The following is a 14,669-nucleotide window of genomic DNA, read 5'->3' as shown; positions in this document are numbered from 1 at the left end:
TTTTACGGAAGGGGTCCGGACCGGCAGATGCAACAAATTGTTCCTCTGTATTTTTCGTCAGGATACTTTCGCGAATAGGAGGATGGATGCCGCTGACCGTTACGACCCTGCCCGTGAAAAAGTGTTCTGGAAATGACCGCAGTCATTTCCAGAACACAAATATAAATATTAAAATTTCCGCTGAGAATGGCCAGAGCGCAAGCGGAGGCCATGTTAAATCGTAACCTAGGAGATACAACATTTATGCATGAAATCATTATGGGCTATCAGGGTGAAATGTCCCTGAAAGGCCTCAACCGCAACCAGTTCGAGTCGGCGATGATGAAAATTCTGCGCTACCGGCTCAAGACCGTGGGCAAGTTCAAGGTCTACTGCACCCAGTCCACCTTTTACATGGAGCCTGAGGAAGAAGACGTGGATATGGACCTCGCCTTTGACCGGGTGAGCAAGGTATTCGGCCTTGCGGCGCTCAGCCGCGCCGTGGTCTGCGACAAGGACTTTGACACCATCTGCCAGACTGCCGAGGACTACCTCGGCGCCAGCCTGCACGGCATCCGTACCTTCAAGGTGGAAGCCCGCCGCTCCGACAAGACCTACCCCATGACCAGCCCTGAACTGATGCGGGAGCTGGGTGCCTATCTGCTGGGCAAACACAACTACCTCAAGGTGGATGTGCATAACCCGGATTTCAAGGTGATCGTAGAAATTCGTGATTACGGTGCCTACATCCACGGCCCCAAAGTGCCCGGCGAGGGCGGTCTGCCCGTGGGCACAAGCGGCCGTGCATTGAACATGCTGTCTGGCGGCATCGACAGTCCCGTGGCAGCTTACCGCATGGCAAAGCGTGGTCTGGCACTGGACCACATCCACTTTGCGTCTCCGCCGTACACTTCGGAGCGCGCAAAGCTGAAAGTAAAAGCTCTGGCGCAGCTCACCAGCATCTATACGGGCAGCTCCAATCTGTTCGTCGTGCCCTACACCAAGCCGCAGGAGTACATCCGGGATAATGCTCCGGATGTGCTGTTCACGGTGCTGATGCGCCGCAGCATGATGCGCATTGCCAACGTTATTGCCAAGAAGCAGGGCTGCGAAGCCCTTGTTACCGGCGAGAGTCTGGCTCAGGTGGCCAGCCAGACCGTCAAGGCCCTGCAGTGCACCGATGCTGCGCAGGATCTGCCCATCCTGCGCCCGCTCATCGGCATGGACAAGACCGAGATCGTGGAGACGGCACGCCACATCAACACCTTTGAGACCAGCATCCTGCCCTATGAGGACTGCTGCACCATCTTCACCCCGCCGCACCCGAAGATCCGCCCGGAGCTGGAAGAAATTCTGGAAGCCGAAGCCGCCATGCCCGGCCTTGCCGCGCTGGAAGCCGAAGCCGCAGAGAGCGCCGAGCGCATCCGCATCCGTATCACCGATCAGGTCGAATTTGAGGGGTGAAAGCCATGACAGCAGAGATCATCAGTGTGGGCACCGAGCTGCTGCTCGGCAACATTCTCAACACCAACGCCCAGTACCTCAGCCGGGAGCTGGCGGCTCTGGGCATCACCGTCCAGCGCGAGAGCACCATTGGCGACAACCACGGCCGTTTGGCGGATTTCGTCAACGAGGCAAAACAGCGGTGCGATCTGCTGGTGTTCACCGGCGGCCTTGGCCCCACGGCGGACGACCTGACCAAGGAGACGGTTGCTGGATGCTACGGTGATACGCTGGCTTTTGACCCGGAAGAATGGCAGAAGATCGTGGATTTCTTCACTCGTACCGGGCGCAAGACGACCCCAAACAATCGCAAGCAGGCCATGGTGCCGGTGAACGGCCACAAGGTCATCAACAACCACGGCACGGCCCCCGGGGCATGGTTCGAGCAGGATGGCCACTGTGCTGTGCTCATGCCCGGCGTGCCTCACGAAATGAAGGCCATGTGGACAGAGAGTGTGCGCCCGCTGCTGCTGGCCCGCCAGAACTGCACCCTGCATTCCATCACGCTGCGGGTGCTGGGCGGCGAAAGCGATATCGAATACCGTGTGCGGCATCTGCTGGAAAACGCAAATCCCACCGCCGCAATCTACTGCAAGACCGGCGAGTGCGAGATCCGCATCACGGCCCGGGCAGAAACCGACAGTTCAGCCGAAAAAATGTGCCGCGCATACGCCACAAAGTTCTATGATCTGCTGGGTGATGCGGTGTATGATGAGGATGTGACCGGTCTGGAAGAGACTCTGGTGCACACCTTGAAGGAAAAGGGACTCACCATTGCCACGGCAGAAAGCTGCACAGGCGGCATGATCGCCCAGCGGCTGACCAATGTGTCCGGTGCAAGTGAGGTGTTCGGCTTCGGCTTTGTTACCTACTGGGAGCAGGCCAAGGCAAAGATGATCGGCGTAGACCCGGCGGCGATCGCAAAGTACAATGTGGTGTCCGCACCGGTGGCAGCACAGATGGCACTGGGCGCAGCCGAAGCTGCCGGGGCCGATATCGCTGTCAGCGTCACCGGTCTGGCAGGCCCCAACGGCGGCGATGCCGTCCGCCCGGTGGGCACGGTGTATCTGGGTGCGGCCTGCGGTGAGACCGTCTATGTAAAAAAGCTCTTCGTCTCCCGCCCCGACCGTGCGCTGGTGCGTGCCCGCGCGGCACAGGCGGCACTGGAACTGGCGCTGCGTCTGGCTCAGGGCAAAGTTCCTACAGATACACAGGCACTGGCAAAAAGCGCCCGGCATGATGCTGCGGCTCTGACGGCACTGGACAGCACCTTCCTCAAGGGTTAATACGAGCGGCCCCGGGCCGCGGGGGTGAAGCAGTTGATACACGAAGAAAAAACGCAGACCACCTGTGTGCTGCGGTTGTTTGGCGCACCGCTGTGGGAAGTACAACAGGCAGTGCAGCAGACAGGACTTGCTGCCCAGTGCCGCAGCCGCGGTGCAGAAACACTGGCTGCGCTGCAGGCAGAAACGCCCGCGGCATTGAGCAAGGCACGGAAAGCGCTGGCAGACCGCTTTGCGGCAGAGCTGTACGGAGAAGGGGAGATGACCCTTGTTCATGCAGCGGTGCAGGCGCTGGAAACGCACCGCAGGCTGCTGGTGTGCTGCGATGCCGATGCAGGCACTCTGCTGGAAGCCCGGATGGAAACGGTGGCCGGCGCAGAAAAAGTGTTTGATTTTGGAGCCATGAGCTATGCCGATGCAAAGGTGCGGGAAAAGCTGAGCGCGAAGGTCTGCCGGGTCAAGGGCGGGCCGGTGCCGGCAAAGCTTACCCGTGTGCGGGCAGCGCAGCGCCTTGTGGGTGCAGACTTTGCAGCCGGGTGTCTGGAGCGCGCCGAGGACACGGTGCTGTTTCTGGGCAGCCGGAAAGGCTGCTGGGTGCGCACGGTGGCCAATGCAGATACGCCTGCTTTGTGGCTGCTGGATATGATCCGCCGAGCGGCTTCCGGTCTGCCGCAGGCGGCGGGAACGATCTGGCAGAAGTATGGCAGGGCCATCCCGGCAGATGCTCTGACGGCGCAGCGCCTGCCGGACAAGCCGGAGCCGGATGCACCGACAGCAGCGCCGCGCAAACGGCACAGGGTGCGGAATGCCCTGATTTTTCTGCTGATTCTGGCACTGGCCGCGTTTGCCGCTGCGTGGTATTACACCGGCGGCGACCTTGCCGCCCTGCCGCAGCAGCTGCAAAGCCTTGGAGCCGACAGCCTGCCCCATGCGGGGGCAAAGCTGATATAAAAAAGACCCCGGAGGGTGTGAACCTTCCGGGATTTTTTTGTTTATAAAGGCGATTTTTAAGAGATGCAGCGTGCTGCTCCGAACCCATCCGTGAAAAAGAACCACCGGAAAATCCGCAGATTTTTCGGAGGTTCAAATAAATGATAAATTTTCCGAATGGTTATGCCTTGTGGTCGCTCAGCCAGCGCAGGCCCATATAGGCATAGGCTGCTGCGCCCTCGTACAGCACGCTGTCGTCAAAGCGCACCTTGGGGTGGTGCTGGCCGTAAACATAGCCCTCCTTGGCATTTCCGGCGGAGAGGAACATGCTCACGGTAGGCACTTCATGACTGACAAAGGCAAAGTCCTCGCTGCCGCCGCCGGGCTTGCCGCCGGTGAGGACGGTCATATCCATGGCACCACGGCCCAGCAGTTCGGTCATATAGGTCAGGGCATTCTTGGCAAGAGGCGTATCCACCACCATGCAGGGGCAGTGGTCGCTGAACTCCACATCAGCAGTGCAGCGATAGGCTGCCGCCACGCCCTGCGCGATCTCGGTCATGCGCTGGTGGATCTGCTCGCTCACGGCACCTTCGGGGTCCACCGTGCGGATAGTGCCCCACATATCGGCAGAATCCGGGATGACGTTGGATGCCTTGCCAGCTTCAAACCGGCCCGTAGTGAACACGCCAAACTTGGCGGGGTCCAGCTCACGGCTGTTGATCTCCTGCAGGGCAATGTGGATGTGGGCCGCTGCGGTGATGGGGTCGATGCAGGCGTTGGGCATGGAGCCATGGCCGCCCTTGCCGTGTACGGTGATGTGGTACTGCTCACAGCTTGCCATGGTGATGCCGCCGCCCGGCACCAGCACGGTGCCCACGGGCAGGGGGATCCCGGCCAGAACATGGAACATGACCGCGGCATCCACCTTCGGGTTTTCCAGCAGGCCGTTTTTCAGCATGTCCAGCGAACCCTGAAAGATCTCCTCTGCAGGCTGGAATTCCAGCTTGATGGTGCCCTCGATCTCGTCCTCGTGTTCTTTGAGCAGCTTTGCCGCACCCAGCATCATGGCGGTGTGCATATCGTGGCCGCAGCCGTGCATCTTGCCCGGCACCTCGGAAGCAAATTCTTCGCCGGATTCCTCCTGAAGGGGCAAAGCATCCATGTCACCGCGCAGCAGGATGGTCTTGCCGGGGCGCTTGCCGCCCGCTAGCGCGAGTACGCCGCACTTGCCGCAGTCCTGCGGGGTGTAGCCCATCTCGGTCAGGGCTTTTTTGACCAGCGCTTTTGTCTCGGGCAGGTCAAAGCCTACCTCCGGGTGGCGGTGCAGGGTGCGCCGCCATGTGCGCAGCTGGGTTTCCAGCTCCTTTGCGGATTCGAGCAGTTTTTCTGGTGTGAACATTCCAAAATCAACTCCCTCTATTTTATCAAAAACCTCCCAGACCCTGCCTTATGGCAGAGCCTGAGAGGTTTTTTACTTAGTTTTCGTTCGTCGATGTGCCTTCCGGGTGGTACTTGGCGCAGGTGCACTTTTTCCACTTCAGGCCGCTGCCGCAGGGGCAGGGGTCGTTGCGGCCAATTTTGATGACACGCACAGGCTGGCCGTGGGGTGCACCCTTGGCACCGGGTGCACCGTTGCCGGGCACAAAGCCTTCGCCGGTGGGCTTTGCCACCTGCTCACGCTTGGGGGCAGCACCGGCCTGACGGATCTCGATGGTCAGCAGCATCTTCACACTGGACTCACGGATGGAATCCACCATCTGGTCGAACATGTCAAAGCCCTCGATGCGGTACTCCACAACGGGGTCCTTCTGGCCGTAGCCGCGCAGCGCAATGCCCTGACGCAGCTGGTCCATGTTGTCGATGTGGTCCATCCACATGCGGTCCACGCACTTGAGCAGGCAGATGCGCTCCAGCTCACGCATGATGGGAGCACCGTAGCGCTGCTCCTTGTCGGCGAGGATCTTCATGCCGCGGTCATAGAGCTGGTCGGCAATGCCCTTGCGGGAGATATCGTCAAAGTCGGCCACGGTGTAGTGGAGGTCTTCCTCGGTGGTCAGCCAGCCCAGATAGTGGCGGCGCAGGGCACCAAAGTCCCAGTCGTCCTTCACATCACCGGCCAGGAACTGGTCGCAGCTGGAATCGATGTTCTCGCGCAGCATCTTGTGCATTTCGGTGCTGATATCCTCGCCATCCAGCACCTTGCGGCGCTGACCATAGATGATCTCGCGCTGCTGGTTCATCACGTCGTCGTACTTCAGCACGTTCTTGCGGATCTCGAAGTTGCGGCCTTCCAGCTTTTTCTGGGCGCTTTCCAGCGTGTTGGTAATCATGCGGTTCTCGATGGGAGTGTCCTCATCGATCTTGAGGGTATCCATCAGGCTGGAAACGCGGTCGCCGCCGAACAGGCGCATCAGGTCATCTTCCAGACTCAGGTAGAAGCGGGAAGCACCCGGGTCGCCCTGACGGCCGGCACGGCCGCGCAGCTGGTTGTCGATGCGGCGGCTCTCGTGGCGTTCGGTGCCGATGATGAACAGGCCGCCTGCAGCGCGCACCTGCTCAGCTTCGGCATCGATCTGGGGCTTGCACTGGGCGTACAGCTCATCGAAGCGCTTGCGGGCAGCAAGGATGTTGGCATCCTCGGTATCGCCGTGGCCGTTGGCTTCGGTCAGCAGCATTTCCACTGCAGCCGGGTCGGCATCCTCGGGCTTTTCCGGGTTCAGCAGGTTTTCGCAGAAGTGTTCCTTGCGCATCTGGGCCTTGGCCATGAACTCGGCGTTGCCGCCCAGCATGATATCGGTACCACGGCCTGCCATGTTGGTGGCAATGGTAATGGCACCCTTTTTGCCGGCCTGCGCCACGATCTCGGCTTCATGCTCGTGGTTCTTTGCGTTCAGCACGTTGAAGTCGCGGGTGTATTTCTGCAGCATCTTGGCAAGGGTCTCACTCTTTTCCACGCTGACCGTACCCACCAGCACGGGCTGGCCCTTCTGGTGGCATTCCAGCACCTGCTGGATAACGGCATTGTATTTGCCGTTGACCGTCTTGTAGATGGCATCCGGATAATCGATGCGCTGACGGGGGCGGTTGGTGGGCACCGTAACGATGTTCAGGCCGTAGATCTCGGTGAACTCGGTGGCTTCTGTCTTGGCGGTACCGGTCATACCGGACAGCTTTTTGTACATGCGGAAGTAGTTCTGGAAGGTGATGGTAGCCAGCGTTTTGCTCTCGGCGGCGATCTTCACGCCCTCCTTGGCTTCGATGGCCTGATGCAGGCCTTCGTTGTAGCGGCGGCCGATCATCAGACGGCCGGTGAACTCGTCCACGATGATGACCTGACCATCCTTGACCACGTAATCGATGTCCCGCTGCATCACGCCGTAAGCCTTGATGGCCTGATCGATGTGATGGGCAAGGGTCATGTTCTCGGCGGCGGCAAGGTTCTCGACCTTGAAGTAGGCTTCCGCTTTCTTGATGCCGCTGGCAGTCAGGGTACAGGTCTTGTGCTTTTCGTCCACGACGTAATCACCGTCGGTCTGCTCGTCGGTAGAGACTTTATCCTCCAGCTCTACCACCACGCTCTTGCGCAGGGTGCGCACAAAGCGGTCCACCTGTGTGTACAGGCTGGAAGAATCCTCGCCGCGGCCGGAAATGATCAGGGGCGTGCGGGCTTCATCAATCAGGATGGAGTCCACTTCATCGACGATGGCATAGGCGTGGCCGCGCTGCACCATGTTGGCCTTATAAGTCACCATGTTGTCGCGCAGGTAGTCGAAGCCGAACTCGTTGTTGGTACCGTAGGTGATGTCGGCAGCATAGGCGGCGCGGCGTGCATCACCGTCCATGCCCTGTGCGATCAGGCCGACAGAAAGGCCCAGCCAGCGGTAGAGCTTGCCCATCCACTCGCTGTCGCGCTTGGCAAGGTAATCGTTGACGGTGACAACATGCACGCCCTCACCGGTGAGGGCATTCAGGTAGGCGGGCAGGGTAGCCACAAGAGTCTTGCCTTCACCGGTCTGCATCTCGGAAATATCGCCGCGGTGCAGGGCAATGCCGCCGATGACCTGCACAGGGAAGTGCTTCATGCCCAGCACGCGCCATGCGGCCTCGCGGCAGACGGCAAAGGCATCGGGCAGGATATCATCGGTGGTCTTGCCGTCGGCCAGCTGCTGCTTGAACACAGCGGTCTGTGCCTGCAGGTCGGCATCCGGCATGGCGGCATATTTTTCTTCCAGAGCCAGCACCTGCTTGGCAATGGGGTTGATCTTTTTCAGCTCCCGGTCCGAGAAGCTGCCAAAGAGTTTTTCAACAAGGGACATTGGTAACACCTCATAGATCAAATTCGGGAAAATGCTTCCCGGAGATAGACATAAATACACACATATATGATACACCAAAGCGGCAGATGCGTCAAACCTGCAAGGTTATTTTAGCCGACTTTTGAATGAATTTTCTGTAAATTTGCGCTGGAAGGGGGTTCATAAAAGGAAAAGACCACCCGCTTCATCAGCAGGTGGTCCATTTTGATTTATAGCGTTTCCAGCAGCTGCGGCAGCTGTGCCAGATCGTTGATGACATTCGGGCACACAGCCTCGAGCCGCGCGCGGGACTGGTGGCCGCCGGTGTAGAGCACGCATTTTGTGCCAAGGGCCTTTGCAACTTCGGCATCGTGCTGGGTGTCGCCCACCATCACGCAGGCAGCAGGGGCGATGCCGCTTTGTGCAAGCCACTGTTTGCCCACCTGCACTTTGCTTACGCCATAGATGTCTGCAAGGCCGAGCAACTCAGTAAAATAGCCCTGCAGGCCCCGTGCGGCTACCTGCTCGATCAGGTAGTCCCGGCGGGAGGCGGAAAGCACGCTCTGCCGCCAGCCCCGGCGCGAAAGTTCGGCCAGCGTTTCGGCAGCGTGTGCAGAGGGGGGACAGGTATCCACGCCTGCATTATAATGTTCCATAAAGCGCTCGGCCAGCTCTGCATAAGGGTGCTTTGCAAAGTCGAAACCGGCGCGGATGTAGTATTCCTCAATGGGGAAACCGAAAATTTCCCGGTAGGCGTTCAGATCGTACCGCTGCGGATAACCGTGGGTCTCCAGCATCCAGTTGAGACAGCTGTGGGTGAAATCAACATCATCCATCAAGGTGCCGTTCCAGTCCCAGAAGATCATTCCGTTTGCCTGCATGGAAACCTCCTTGCGGTCATTAAGCTGCAAAAATTTTGCGCAGGGCCTTGCTGCTCTCGATGATCTTCACCAGCAGCACACCCAGAACGGTGCAGCTGATGAGCTCGCCGATACCTACGGAGATGCCGTTGGTGATGCAGGCCAGCCAGATGGGAGCGCTGGAGGTGGGGTCCGGGAACATGACGGCGATCTCAATGCCGATGATCACGGCATTGAACAGCACCGGCGGCAGGGAAGCCGCCACAGCCAGACCCTTGATGCGGATGTTCCGCAGCTTGTAGGTGACAAGGCAGGCCAGCAGGGTGGCAAGGGTGCCAAAGATGACATCCACGATGGTAGAGCCCAGCAGGTTTGCCAAAAAGCAGCCCAGTACCACACCGGCAATGTACTCGGCACCGAACACCGGCAGCAGGCAGAGCGCCTCAGCCACACGCACCTGTACCGCACCATAGGAGAGCGGCTGCAGAGCCATGCAGAGAACAACATAAATGGCTGCGACCACGCCGCAGCGCACCAGTTTACGGACGGAAGGATTCTGATTCATGATAATACTCCAGCGGGATGATTTTGACCGCACAGGGCCGCCAGCCCCTGTGGGTTTGGCCCGGCATGGTTCGAGACACGCCGGGGAGCCTAAAATCCTAAGTTGCTCTGAAAGGATGCCGCACAAAAAGCACAGCAAGAGGCAGTATAGCATAATTTTTGGCAGATTGCAACGAATTTTCGCAGAATCAGGTACAGATGCAGTTTTTGGTTTGGACCCTTCCGGTGAAAAAGAGGTTCCGAAAAGCCCGCAGGCTTTTCGGAACCTCAAAATAAAAATAAAATTACCGCTGAAATAGCCAGAGCGAAAGCGGAGGCTATTAAAATCGTGTGTTACCCTCTGGGGTGTCCGGTATACACCAGAGCCACCGTGTCGGGGCCGGTGTTTGCGGAAACGACGCCGCCCAGCTCAAACACCAGCAGCGGCGGCTTGCCAAAGGCCTTGCGGCAGGCCTTTTCCAGATCGGCGGTCTGCGGGATGTTGGTGTGGCCGATCATATAATCAAAGTTCTCCACGCCTTCGCTGCGCTGTTTGCACAGCTCCACCATGGCGGGCACCACCTTGTCATCGCCGCGTACCTTGGCTTCCACCTTGGTCTTGCCGTCGATCAGGGTGATGATGGGACGAATGCCCATCAGCTCGCCCATAACAGCAGCAGCGGCAGAGATGCGTCCGCTCTTTTTCATCTGCTTCAGGCTGTAGGGGCCCAGAACGATCTCCATGCAGTCCATCTGCTTTTCAAACTCCCGGATCACATGGCTGATCTCTGCGCCGTTCTTCAGCTTGCGGGCCATTTCGCACAGATACCAGCCGAACACCATGGAATAGGTGTGGGGGTCCAGCAGATGAATCTTCAAGTGGTGCTCCGGGCGCTCTTCCCGCAGCATCCCCTGTGCCATGAGGGCGTTATTGTAGGTGGAAGAGCCGGATTTGTTGATGGGTACATGAATGACATCAGTATAGCCCTCGTCCACGTACTGGCAGTATTTTTCGCAGAACTGGATGGGGGTGATGGCGGCAGTGGAGGGCACGCCCTTAGCGGCACGCATCTTATCGTAAAATTCGGTGTTGGTGCAGCTTTCACGCTCCACGTAGTCCACATCGTCCAGCAGGATGTGGAAGCTCATGATGTCGATGCCGTATTTTTCGGCCATCTCCTGCGGGATATCGCAGGAGGAATCGGTCAGGATCGCAATCTTGCTCATAATGTCCCTCATTTCCATTCGTAGTCTCGTAAGTGTCCGTGGTCCAAAAGCTCCGGAAAGTCCCACTGGCGCAGCACTTCATACACGCCCACGGCCACGCTGTTGGAAAGGTTCAGGCTGCGGCAGGTGTCGCGCATGGGCATTCGGATGCAGTGCTCCTGATTGGCGGCAAGCAAGGCTTCGGGCAGGCCGGCATCCTCGCGACCGAACACGAGGTATGCACCGTCCGGGTAGCTCACATCGGTGTAGCGCTGCGGTGCCTTGGTGGTAAAATAGTAATAGGGGCCGCTGTTTTTGGCAAAGAACTCGTCCAGACTGTCGTAATAGCTGATGTCGAGGTAGTGCCAGTAATCCAGACCCGCATGCTTGAGCTTTTTATCATCGATGGCAAAGCCCATGGGGCCTACCAGATGCAGCCGACAGGCAGTGCAGGCACAGGTGCGGGCCACATTGCCGGTGTTCTGCGGGATGCGCGGCTCCACCAGAACGATGTTCAAGGTTGGCTTTTCGTTCATCGGTGTACCTCCCCTTATTCTGCCGAGCTTGCCGGGCACAGGCGCGGCAGAAGCGGCTCGAACCAGACCCCGTAGCGGGTATCCTGCGCGGCGGGCGTGTTCTGGATAGAAAGCGCCACGAACTCGGCAGCGTTGTCGGCGGCGGCACTCAGGGCGTTGCCCTGCAGCAGCGAGCCGATGAGCACCGCGCCGTACAGGTCGCCGGTGCCGGGAAAGCTGCGGCTGATGTGCAGCTTTTTGATGAGGAAGCGGTCTTTTCCGCTGCCTGCACAGCCGATGTATTTGCCCAGCGGCAGGCCGGTGACGACAGCCCCGGGGGCCAGAGCGGTCAGCTCGTCAGCCAGAGCCTGTGCGGATTTATCGGTGAGCAGCTCGGTCTGCGGCTGGCGCTGCAGCAGGATCTGTGCCTCGGTGTAGTTGGGCAGGATCAGATCGGCAGCACCGCACAGTGCACGGATGCGGTCGATCAAAGCAGGCGTTACGGTGGAGTAAGCCTTGCCGTTGTCGCCCATGACCGGGTCAACGATCTTTTTGGCTGCGGGCCAGAGGGCAAAGGCTTTTTCAGCCAGTGCCACCTGATCCTCACCGCCCAGATAGCCGGTATAGATGCAGTCAAACTCCACGCCGAGCGCATGGTAATGCTCCAGCGCCTGTTCGCCGTAGGCGCAGCCGTCCAGCCGTGCAGGTGTGCCAAGCCCGCCTGTGTGGGTGGAAAGCACCACCGTGGGCAGGGCTACCGGCTGCACGCCCATGACCGACAGCACCGGCAGGATCACTGCAAGGCTGCAGCGGCCCATGCCGGAAAGATCGTGGATGCAAAGGACTTTTTTGGGTTCAACAGGGTGTATCAAATAAGGAACCTCCTTACCAGTATGCGGAATGAGCAGTGCGCTTTTTAGCCGGGCACACCCGCCCATTAAAACATCGTAGAACAGTATACCACAAATTTCTGCATAAAAAAAGCGGATACCAGATAGTTTACAGGAAATAATAACACCGGAGACCGGATCTTTTTCACCGAAAGGAGTTTTACTATGAAACATGAATCCACCAGTTCTTCCGGGATGCTGCTTGGCATGGCCGCGGGGGCGGCACTGGGTGCCGTGGGCGTGATGGCCGCCACCCAGAACCAGCGCCAGCTGCGCCGCACCACCCGCAAGGTGATGAAGGGTGCCGAGAACGCTGTGCTGCAGCTGGACAAAATGGTTGGCGACTTTGTGGAAAAGCACATGGAGTGATAAAAGCAAAGAACGGCGTTCCGGTGGGGAACGCCGTTCTTTGCTTGAAAAAAAACTTACTTGTTCCAGATACACATGCGGGCCGAGGTGTTGATCTCGCCCAGCACGCTCAGATCCATCTGAATGTTGCAGGTAACGGTGAGTGCCTTGTTCACATCGCTGCCGGTCAGCACCGAGGCGGGCATGTTCTTGATGGTGAGCACGCCGGTGCCCTTGGCAACATCGCCGGAGACGGTGCCGGTGTAGGTCACATCACCAATGGTCAGGCCGGACAGATAGCCGGTGACACCCATCTTGCTTACCTGCTGGATGGGCAGGGTGAGCGTGTAGGTGCCGTTGGACTGGCGGGTGAGGGTGACATCACGGCTGGCATCGATGCCGGTGTTGGCCATGGATTCCTTATCGGATCTTTCTTTCCAGAATTTAATGCCTACGTTCAGGCTGGAAGCAGCGCTTGCACCAAAGGTGAACATGCACAGCAGCAGCACTGAGAGCAGGGCGGCGCTTACGCGCTTATAAGTGTTCGTCATGAATGATCTGCCTTTCCTGCCACAGAGGCGGCGTTGAACAATTGCGATAATACCGGTTTGTCAATGCTAAAATAGCATGGCTGTGCAAAATTGTCAATCCGCTTCGTGAAGCTTTCACAGAAATGTTGCACATTGATAAAATATGGTGGGCGAAGATGACAAAAAACCGCCCCTCCGGCAGGAGAAGCGGTTCTTGAAAAATCAGCGCTTAAAGTTCAAAGTCGGGGTCGTCCTTCAGCACATGGATCTCGCTCATAAAGGGGCTCTGCTCCGGGTCGGCGAAGGGAGCTTCCTTGACGTACTTGTTCAGCTGGATGGCCGTGCGTGCGGGGTCGGCAATGGTGCCTGCGCCGCCGATGCAGCCGCCTGGGCAGCCCATGCCTTCCAGCAGGTAGCCGTTGTACTTGCCGGCCTTGGCCAGCATGAGCAGCTTCTTGCATTCGGCAAGGCCCTGTGCGGATGCGATCTTGACATCCATATCCGGGTGCCATTCCTTGATCTTATCAGCAACAGCCTTGGCAACGCCGCCGGACTGTGCAAAGCCGCGGCCTGCTGCGGATGCAGCGTGCAGAGCTTCGGCCTCGTCCACTTCCAGCAGGCTGGTGTCCACATCCTTGGCCTCGATGATACCGGCCAGCTCTTCAAAGGTGAGCACGAAGTCCACATCGGAGCGGACGGTGCGGCGGGAAGCTTCCAGCTTCTTTGCGGCGCAGGGTCCAATGAAGCACATACGGGCCTTGGGGTCCTTCTGCTTCATCATGCGGGCGGTGAACACCATGGGGGTCATGGTCATGGAGATATTCTTGGCAAGATCCGGGAAAGCGGTCTTTGCCATCATGCTCCATGCCGGGCAGCAGGAAGTTGCCATGAAGTTGAGCTTCCCGGGCACTTCCTCCAGGAAGTCGTGTGCTTCGTCCACGGTGCACAGGTCGGCACCAATGGCAACCTCCACCACATCGTAGAAGCCGACGGCCTTCAGGGCGGCCTTGAGCTTGCCGGTGGAAGCCAGACCCGGGAACTGGTTGATGAAGGCGGGAGCCACCAGCGCGTAGATGCGGTCGCCGCGGTTGAAGCCCTGGATCAGCTGATAGATCTGGCCCTTGTCCGCAATGGCACCGAAGGGACAGTTGACCAGACACTGGCCGCAGGAAACGCACTTGCTGTAATCGATCTCGGCACGGCCCAGCTCATCGGAGTGGATAGCACCCATGCCGCAGGCTGCAGCGCAGGGACGCTCGGTCTTGACGATGGCGTTGTAGGGGCACACGCCGACGCAGCGGCCGCACTTGATGCACTTGTCCTGATCGATGATGGAACGGCCGCTCTCCCATGTGATGGCCTTCTTGGGGCACACTTCCATACAGGGGTGGGCAAGGCAGCCCTGACACAGGTCGGAGACCTTGACCAGCTTTTCCGGGCAGCGGTTGCAGGCAAACTTGATCACGTTCACCAGCGGGGGATCATAATACTTATCGGCGATGGAAGCATCCTCCAGACCGGAGACGACGCTGTTGTGCTCGTCCATGCGGCGGGTGGGCAGGCCCATGGCCAGACGCACGCGCTCCTCAACGATGGCGCGCTCCAGGAAGATGTCCTTGCGCAGCTTGCCTTCCTCGCCGGGGATGATGGTGTAGGGGATCTTGCGCATCAGGTGGTTGGCCTGCTCGCCCTTGACGTTGGCGTAAGCCATGCGTGCCACCTCGGTGAACACCTGACGGCGGATCTGGATGACCGTGGTATTGATTCCTCTGAAACTCATTCCA

13 protein-coding genes and 1 riboswitch are annotated in these 14,669 nt (G+C 58.8%); of the genes, 4 read left to right on the top strand and 9 right to left on the bottom strand.

Annotated features, from left to right (window positions below; all coding sequences use genetic code 11):
* Positions 1–243 precede the first annotated feature (243 nt).
* From thiI to MTP41_RS03435, 3 genes are read left to right on the top strand one after another with little or no spacing between them, the layout of a single operon-like run.
* On the top strand, positions 244–1,443 hold the full coding sequence (thiI, locus tag MTP41_RS03445) for a tRNA uracil 4-sulfurtransferase ThiI (protein WP_097776560.1): 1,200 nt from the start codon (positions 244–246) through the stop codon (positions 1,441–1,443).
* Between the two features lie 5 nt (positions 1,444–1,448).
* Complete coding sequence (locus MTP41_RS03440) at positions 1,449–2,768, top strand: competence/damage-inducible protein A (protein ID WP_249236206.1); 1,320 nt, start codon at positions 1,449–1,451, stop codon at positions 2,766–2,768.
* Positions 2,769–2,801: 33 nt separating this feature from the next.
* On the top strand, positions 2,802–3,716 hold the full coding sequence (locus MTP41_RS03435) for a hypothetical protein (protein ID WP_097776562.1): 915 nt from the start codon (positions 2,802–2,804) through the stop codon (positions 3,714–3,716).
* 160 nt (positions 3,717–3,876) lie between these two features.
* Here the strand turns inward: MTP41_RS03435 and MTP41_RS03430 are convergent, their stop codons facing one another.
* From MTP41_RS03430 to MTP41_RS03400, 7 genes are all read right to left on the bottom strand, one after another.
* On the bottom strand, positions 3,877–5,097 hold the full coding sequence (locus MTP41_RS03430) for a M20 metallopeptidase family protein (protein WP_249236205.1): 1,221 nt from the start codon (positions 5,095–5,097) through the stop codon (positions 3,877–3,879).
* A 76-nt stretch (positions 5,098–5,173) separates the two neighbouring features.
* On the bottom strand, positions 5,174–8,014 hold the full coding sequence (gene secA / locus MTP41_RS03425) for a preprotein translocase subunit SecA (protein WP_097776564.1): 2,841 nt from the start codon (positions 8,012–8,014) through the stop codon (positions 5,174–5,176).
* 209 nt (positions 8,015–8,223) lie between these two features.
* Positions 8,224–8,874 carry an HAD family hydrolase gene (locus tag MTP41_RS03420; protein WP_097776565.1) on the bottom strand — a complete coding sequence of 217 codons (651 nt, stop codon included), beginning with the start codon at positions 8,872–8,874 and terminating at the stop codon, positions 8,224–8,226.
* Positions 8,875–8,893: 19 nt separating this feature from the next.
* The gene (locus MTP41_RS03415; RefSeq protein ID WP_005944292.1) at positions 8,894–9,418 is read right to left on the bottom strand and encodes a QueT transporter family protein; all 525 of its coding nucleotides are present in this window, start codon (positions 9,416–9,418) and stop codon (positions 8,894–8,896) included.
* A gap of 7 nt (positions 9,419–9,425) precedes the next feature.
* Positions 9,426–9,526, bottom strand: a riboswitch (PreQ1-III riboswitch).
* Positions 9,527–9,750: 224 nt separating this feature from the next.
* A complete protein-coding gene (locus tag MTP41_RS03410; protein ID WP_005944288.1) occupies positions 9,751–10,641 on the bottom strand; it encodes a DegV family protein in 891 nt (296 codons plus the stop codon).
* Positions 10,632–11,138 (bottom strand): tRNA (cytidine(34)-2'-O)-methyltransferase, encoded by a 507-nt coding sequence (locus MTP41_RS03405; RefSeq protein WP_005944287.1) that lies wholly within the window; start codon positions 11,136–11,138, stop codon positions 10,632–10,634. Before MTP41_RS03405 ends, MTP41_RS03410 begins: the two co-directional genes overlap by 10 nt.
* A gap of 14 nt (positions 11,139–11,152) precedes the next feature.
* Entirely contained in the window at positions 11,153–11,989 is an 837-nt protein-coding gene (locus MTP41_RS03400) for a bifunctional hydroxymethylpyrimidine kinase/phosphomethylpyrimidine kinase (protein ID WP_249236204.1), read from the bottom strand.
* 183 nt (positions 11,990–12,172) lie between these two features.
* Here MTP41_RS03400 and MTP41_RS03395 point away from each other — a divergent pair, with 183 nt between their 5' ends.
* Positions 12,173–12,376, top strand: coding sequence for a hypothetical protein (locus tag MTP41_RS03395; RefSeq protein WP_044954007.1), 204 nt, complete (start codon positions 12,173–12,175; stop codon positions 12,374–12,376).
* A 56-nt stretch (positions 12,377–12,432) separates the two neighbouring features.
* Here the strand turns inward: MTP41_RS03395 and MTP41_RS03390 are convergent, their stop codons facing one another.
* Both MTP41_RS03390 and MTP41_RS03385 read right to left on the bottom strand, forming a co-directional pair.
* Entirely contained in the window at positions 12,433–12,906 is a 474-nt protein-coding gene (locus tag MTP41_RS03390) for a pilin (RefSeq protein ID WP_097776568.1), read from the bottom strand.
* Positions 12,907–13,114: 208 nt separating this feature from the next.
* On the bottom strand, positions 13,115–14,665 hold the full coding sequence (locus MTP41_RS03385; protein WP_249236203.1) for a 4Fe-4S dicluster domain-containing protein: 1,551 nt from the start codon (positions 14,663–14,665) through the stop codon (positions 13,115–13,117).
* Positions 14,666–14,669: the final 4 nt, after the last annotated feature.

The sequence above is a fragment of the Faecalibacterium sp. I4-3-84 genome, from assembly GCF_023347255.1.
Taxonomy (GTDB): Bacteria; Bacillota; Clostridia; order Oscillospirales; family Ruminococcaceae; genus Faecalibacterium; species Faecalibacterium taiwanense.
The sequence above is the reverse complement of the archived record's forward strand: the minus strand, read 5'-3'. Positions and strand labels throughout refer to the sequence as shown.

Coding starts and splice junctions, on each gene's coding strand:
- MTP41_RS03410 (WP_005944288.1), bottom strand. CDS start 10,641: ATGGAAATGAGGGACATTATGAGCAAGATTGCGATCCTGACCGATTCC.
- MTP41_RS03405 (WP_005944287.1), bottom strand. CDS start 11,138: ATGAACGAAAAGCCAACCTTGAACATCGTTCTGGTGGAGCCGCGCATC.
- MTP41_RS03390 (WP_097776568.1), bottom strand. CDS start 12,906: ATGACGAACACTTATAAGCGCGTAAGCGCCGCCCTGCTCTCAGTGCTG.
- secA (WP_097776564.1), bottom strand. CDS start 8,014: ATGTCCCTTGTTGAAAAACTCTTTGGCAGCTTCTCGGACCGGGAGCTG.
- thiI (WP_097776560.1), top strand. CDS start 244: ATGCATGAAATCATTATGGGCTATCAGGGTGAAATGTCCCTGAAAGGC.
- MTP41_RS03395 (WP_044954007.1), top strand. CDS start 12,173: ATGAAACATGAATCCACCAGTTCTTCCGGGATGCTGCTTGGCATGGCC.
- MTP41_RS03440 (WP_249236206.1), top strand. CDS start 1,449: ATGACAGCAGAGATCATCAGTGTGGGCACCGAGCTGCTGCTCGGCAAC.
- MTP41_RS03420 (WP_097776565.1), bottom strand. CDS start 8,874: ATGCAGGCAAACGGAATGATCTTCTGGGACTGGAACGGCACCTTGATG.
- MTP41_RS03430 (WP_249236205.1), bottom strand. CDS start 5,097: ATGTTCACACCAGAAAAACTGCTCGAATCCGCAAAGGAGCTGGAAACC.
- MTP41_RS03385 (WP_249236203.1), bottom strand. CDS start 14,665: ATGAGTTTCAGAGGAATCAATACCACGGTCATCCAGATCCGCCGTCAG.
- MTP41_RS03415 (WP_005944292.1), bottom strand. CDS start 9,418: ATGAATCAGAATCCTTCCGTCCGTAAACTGGTGCGCTGCGGCGTGGTC.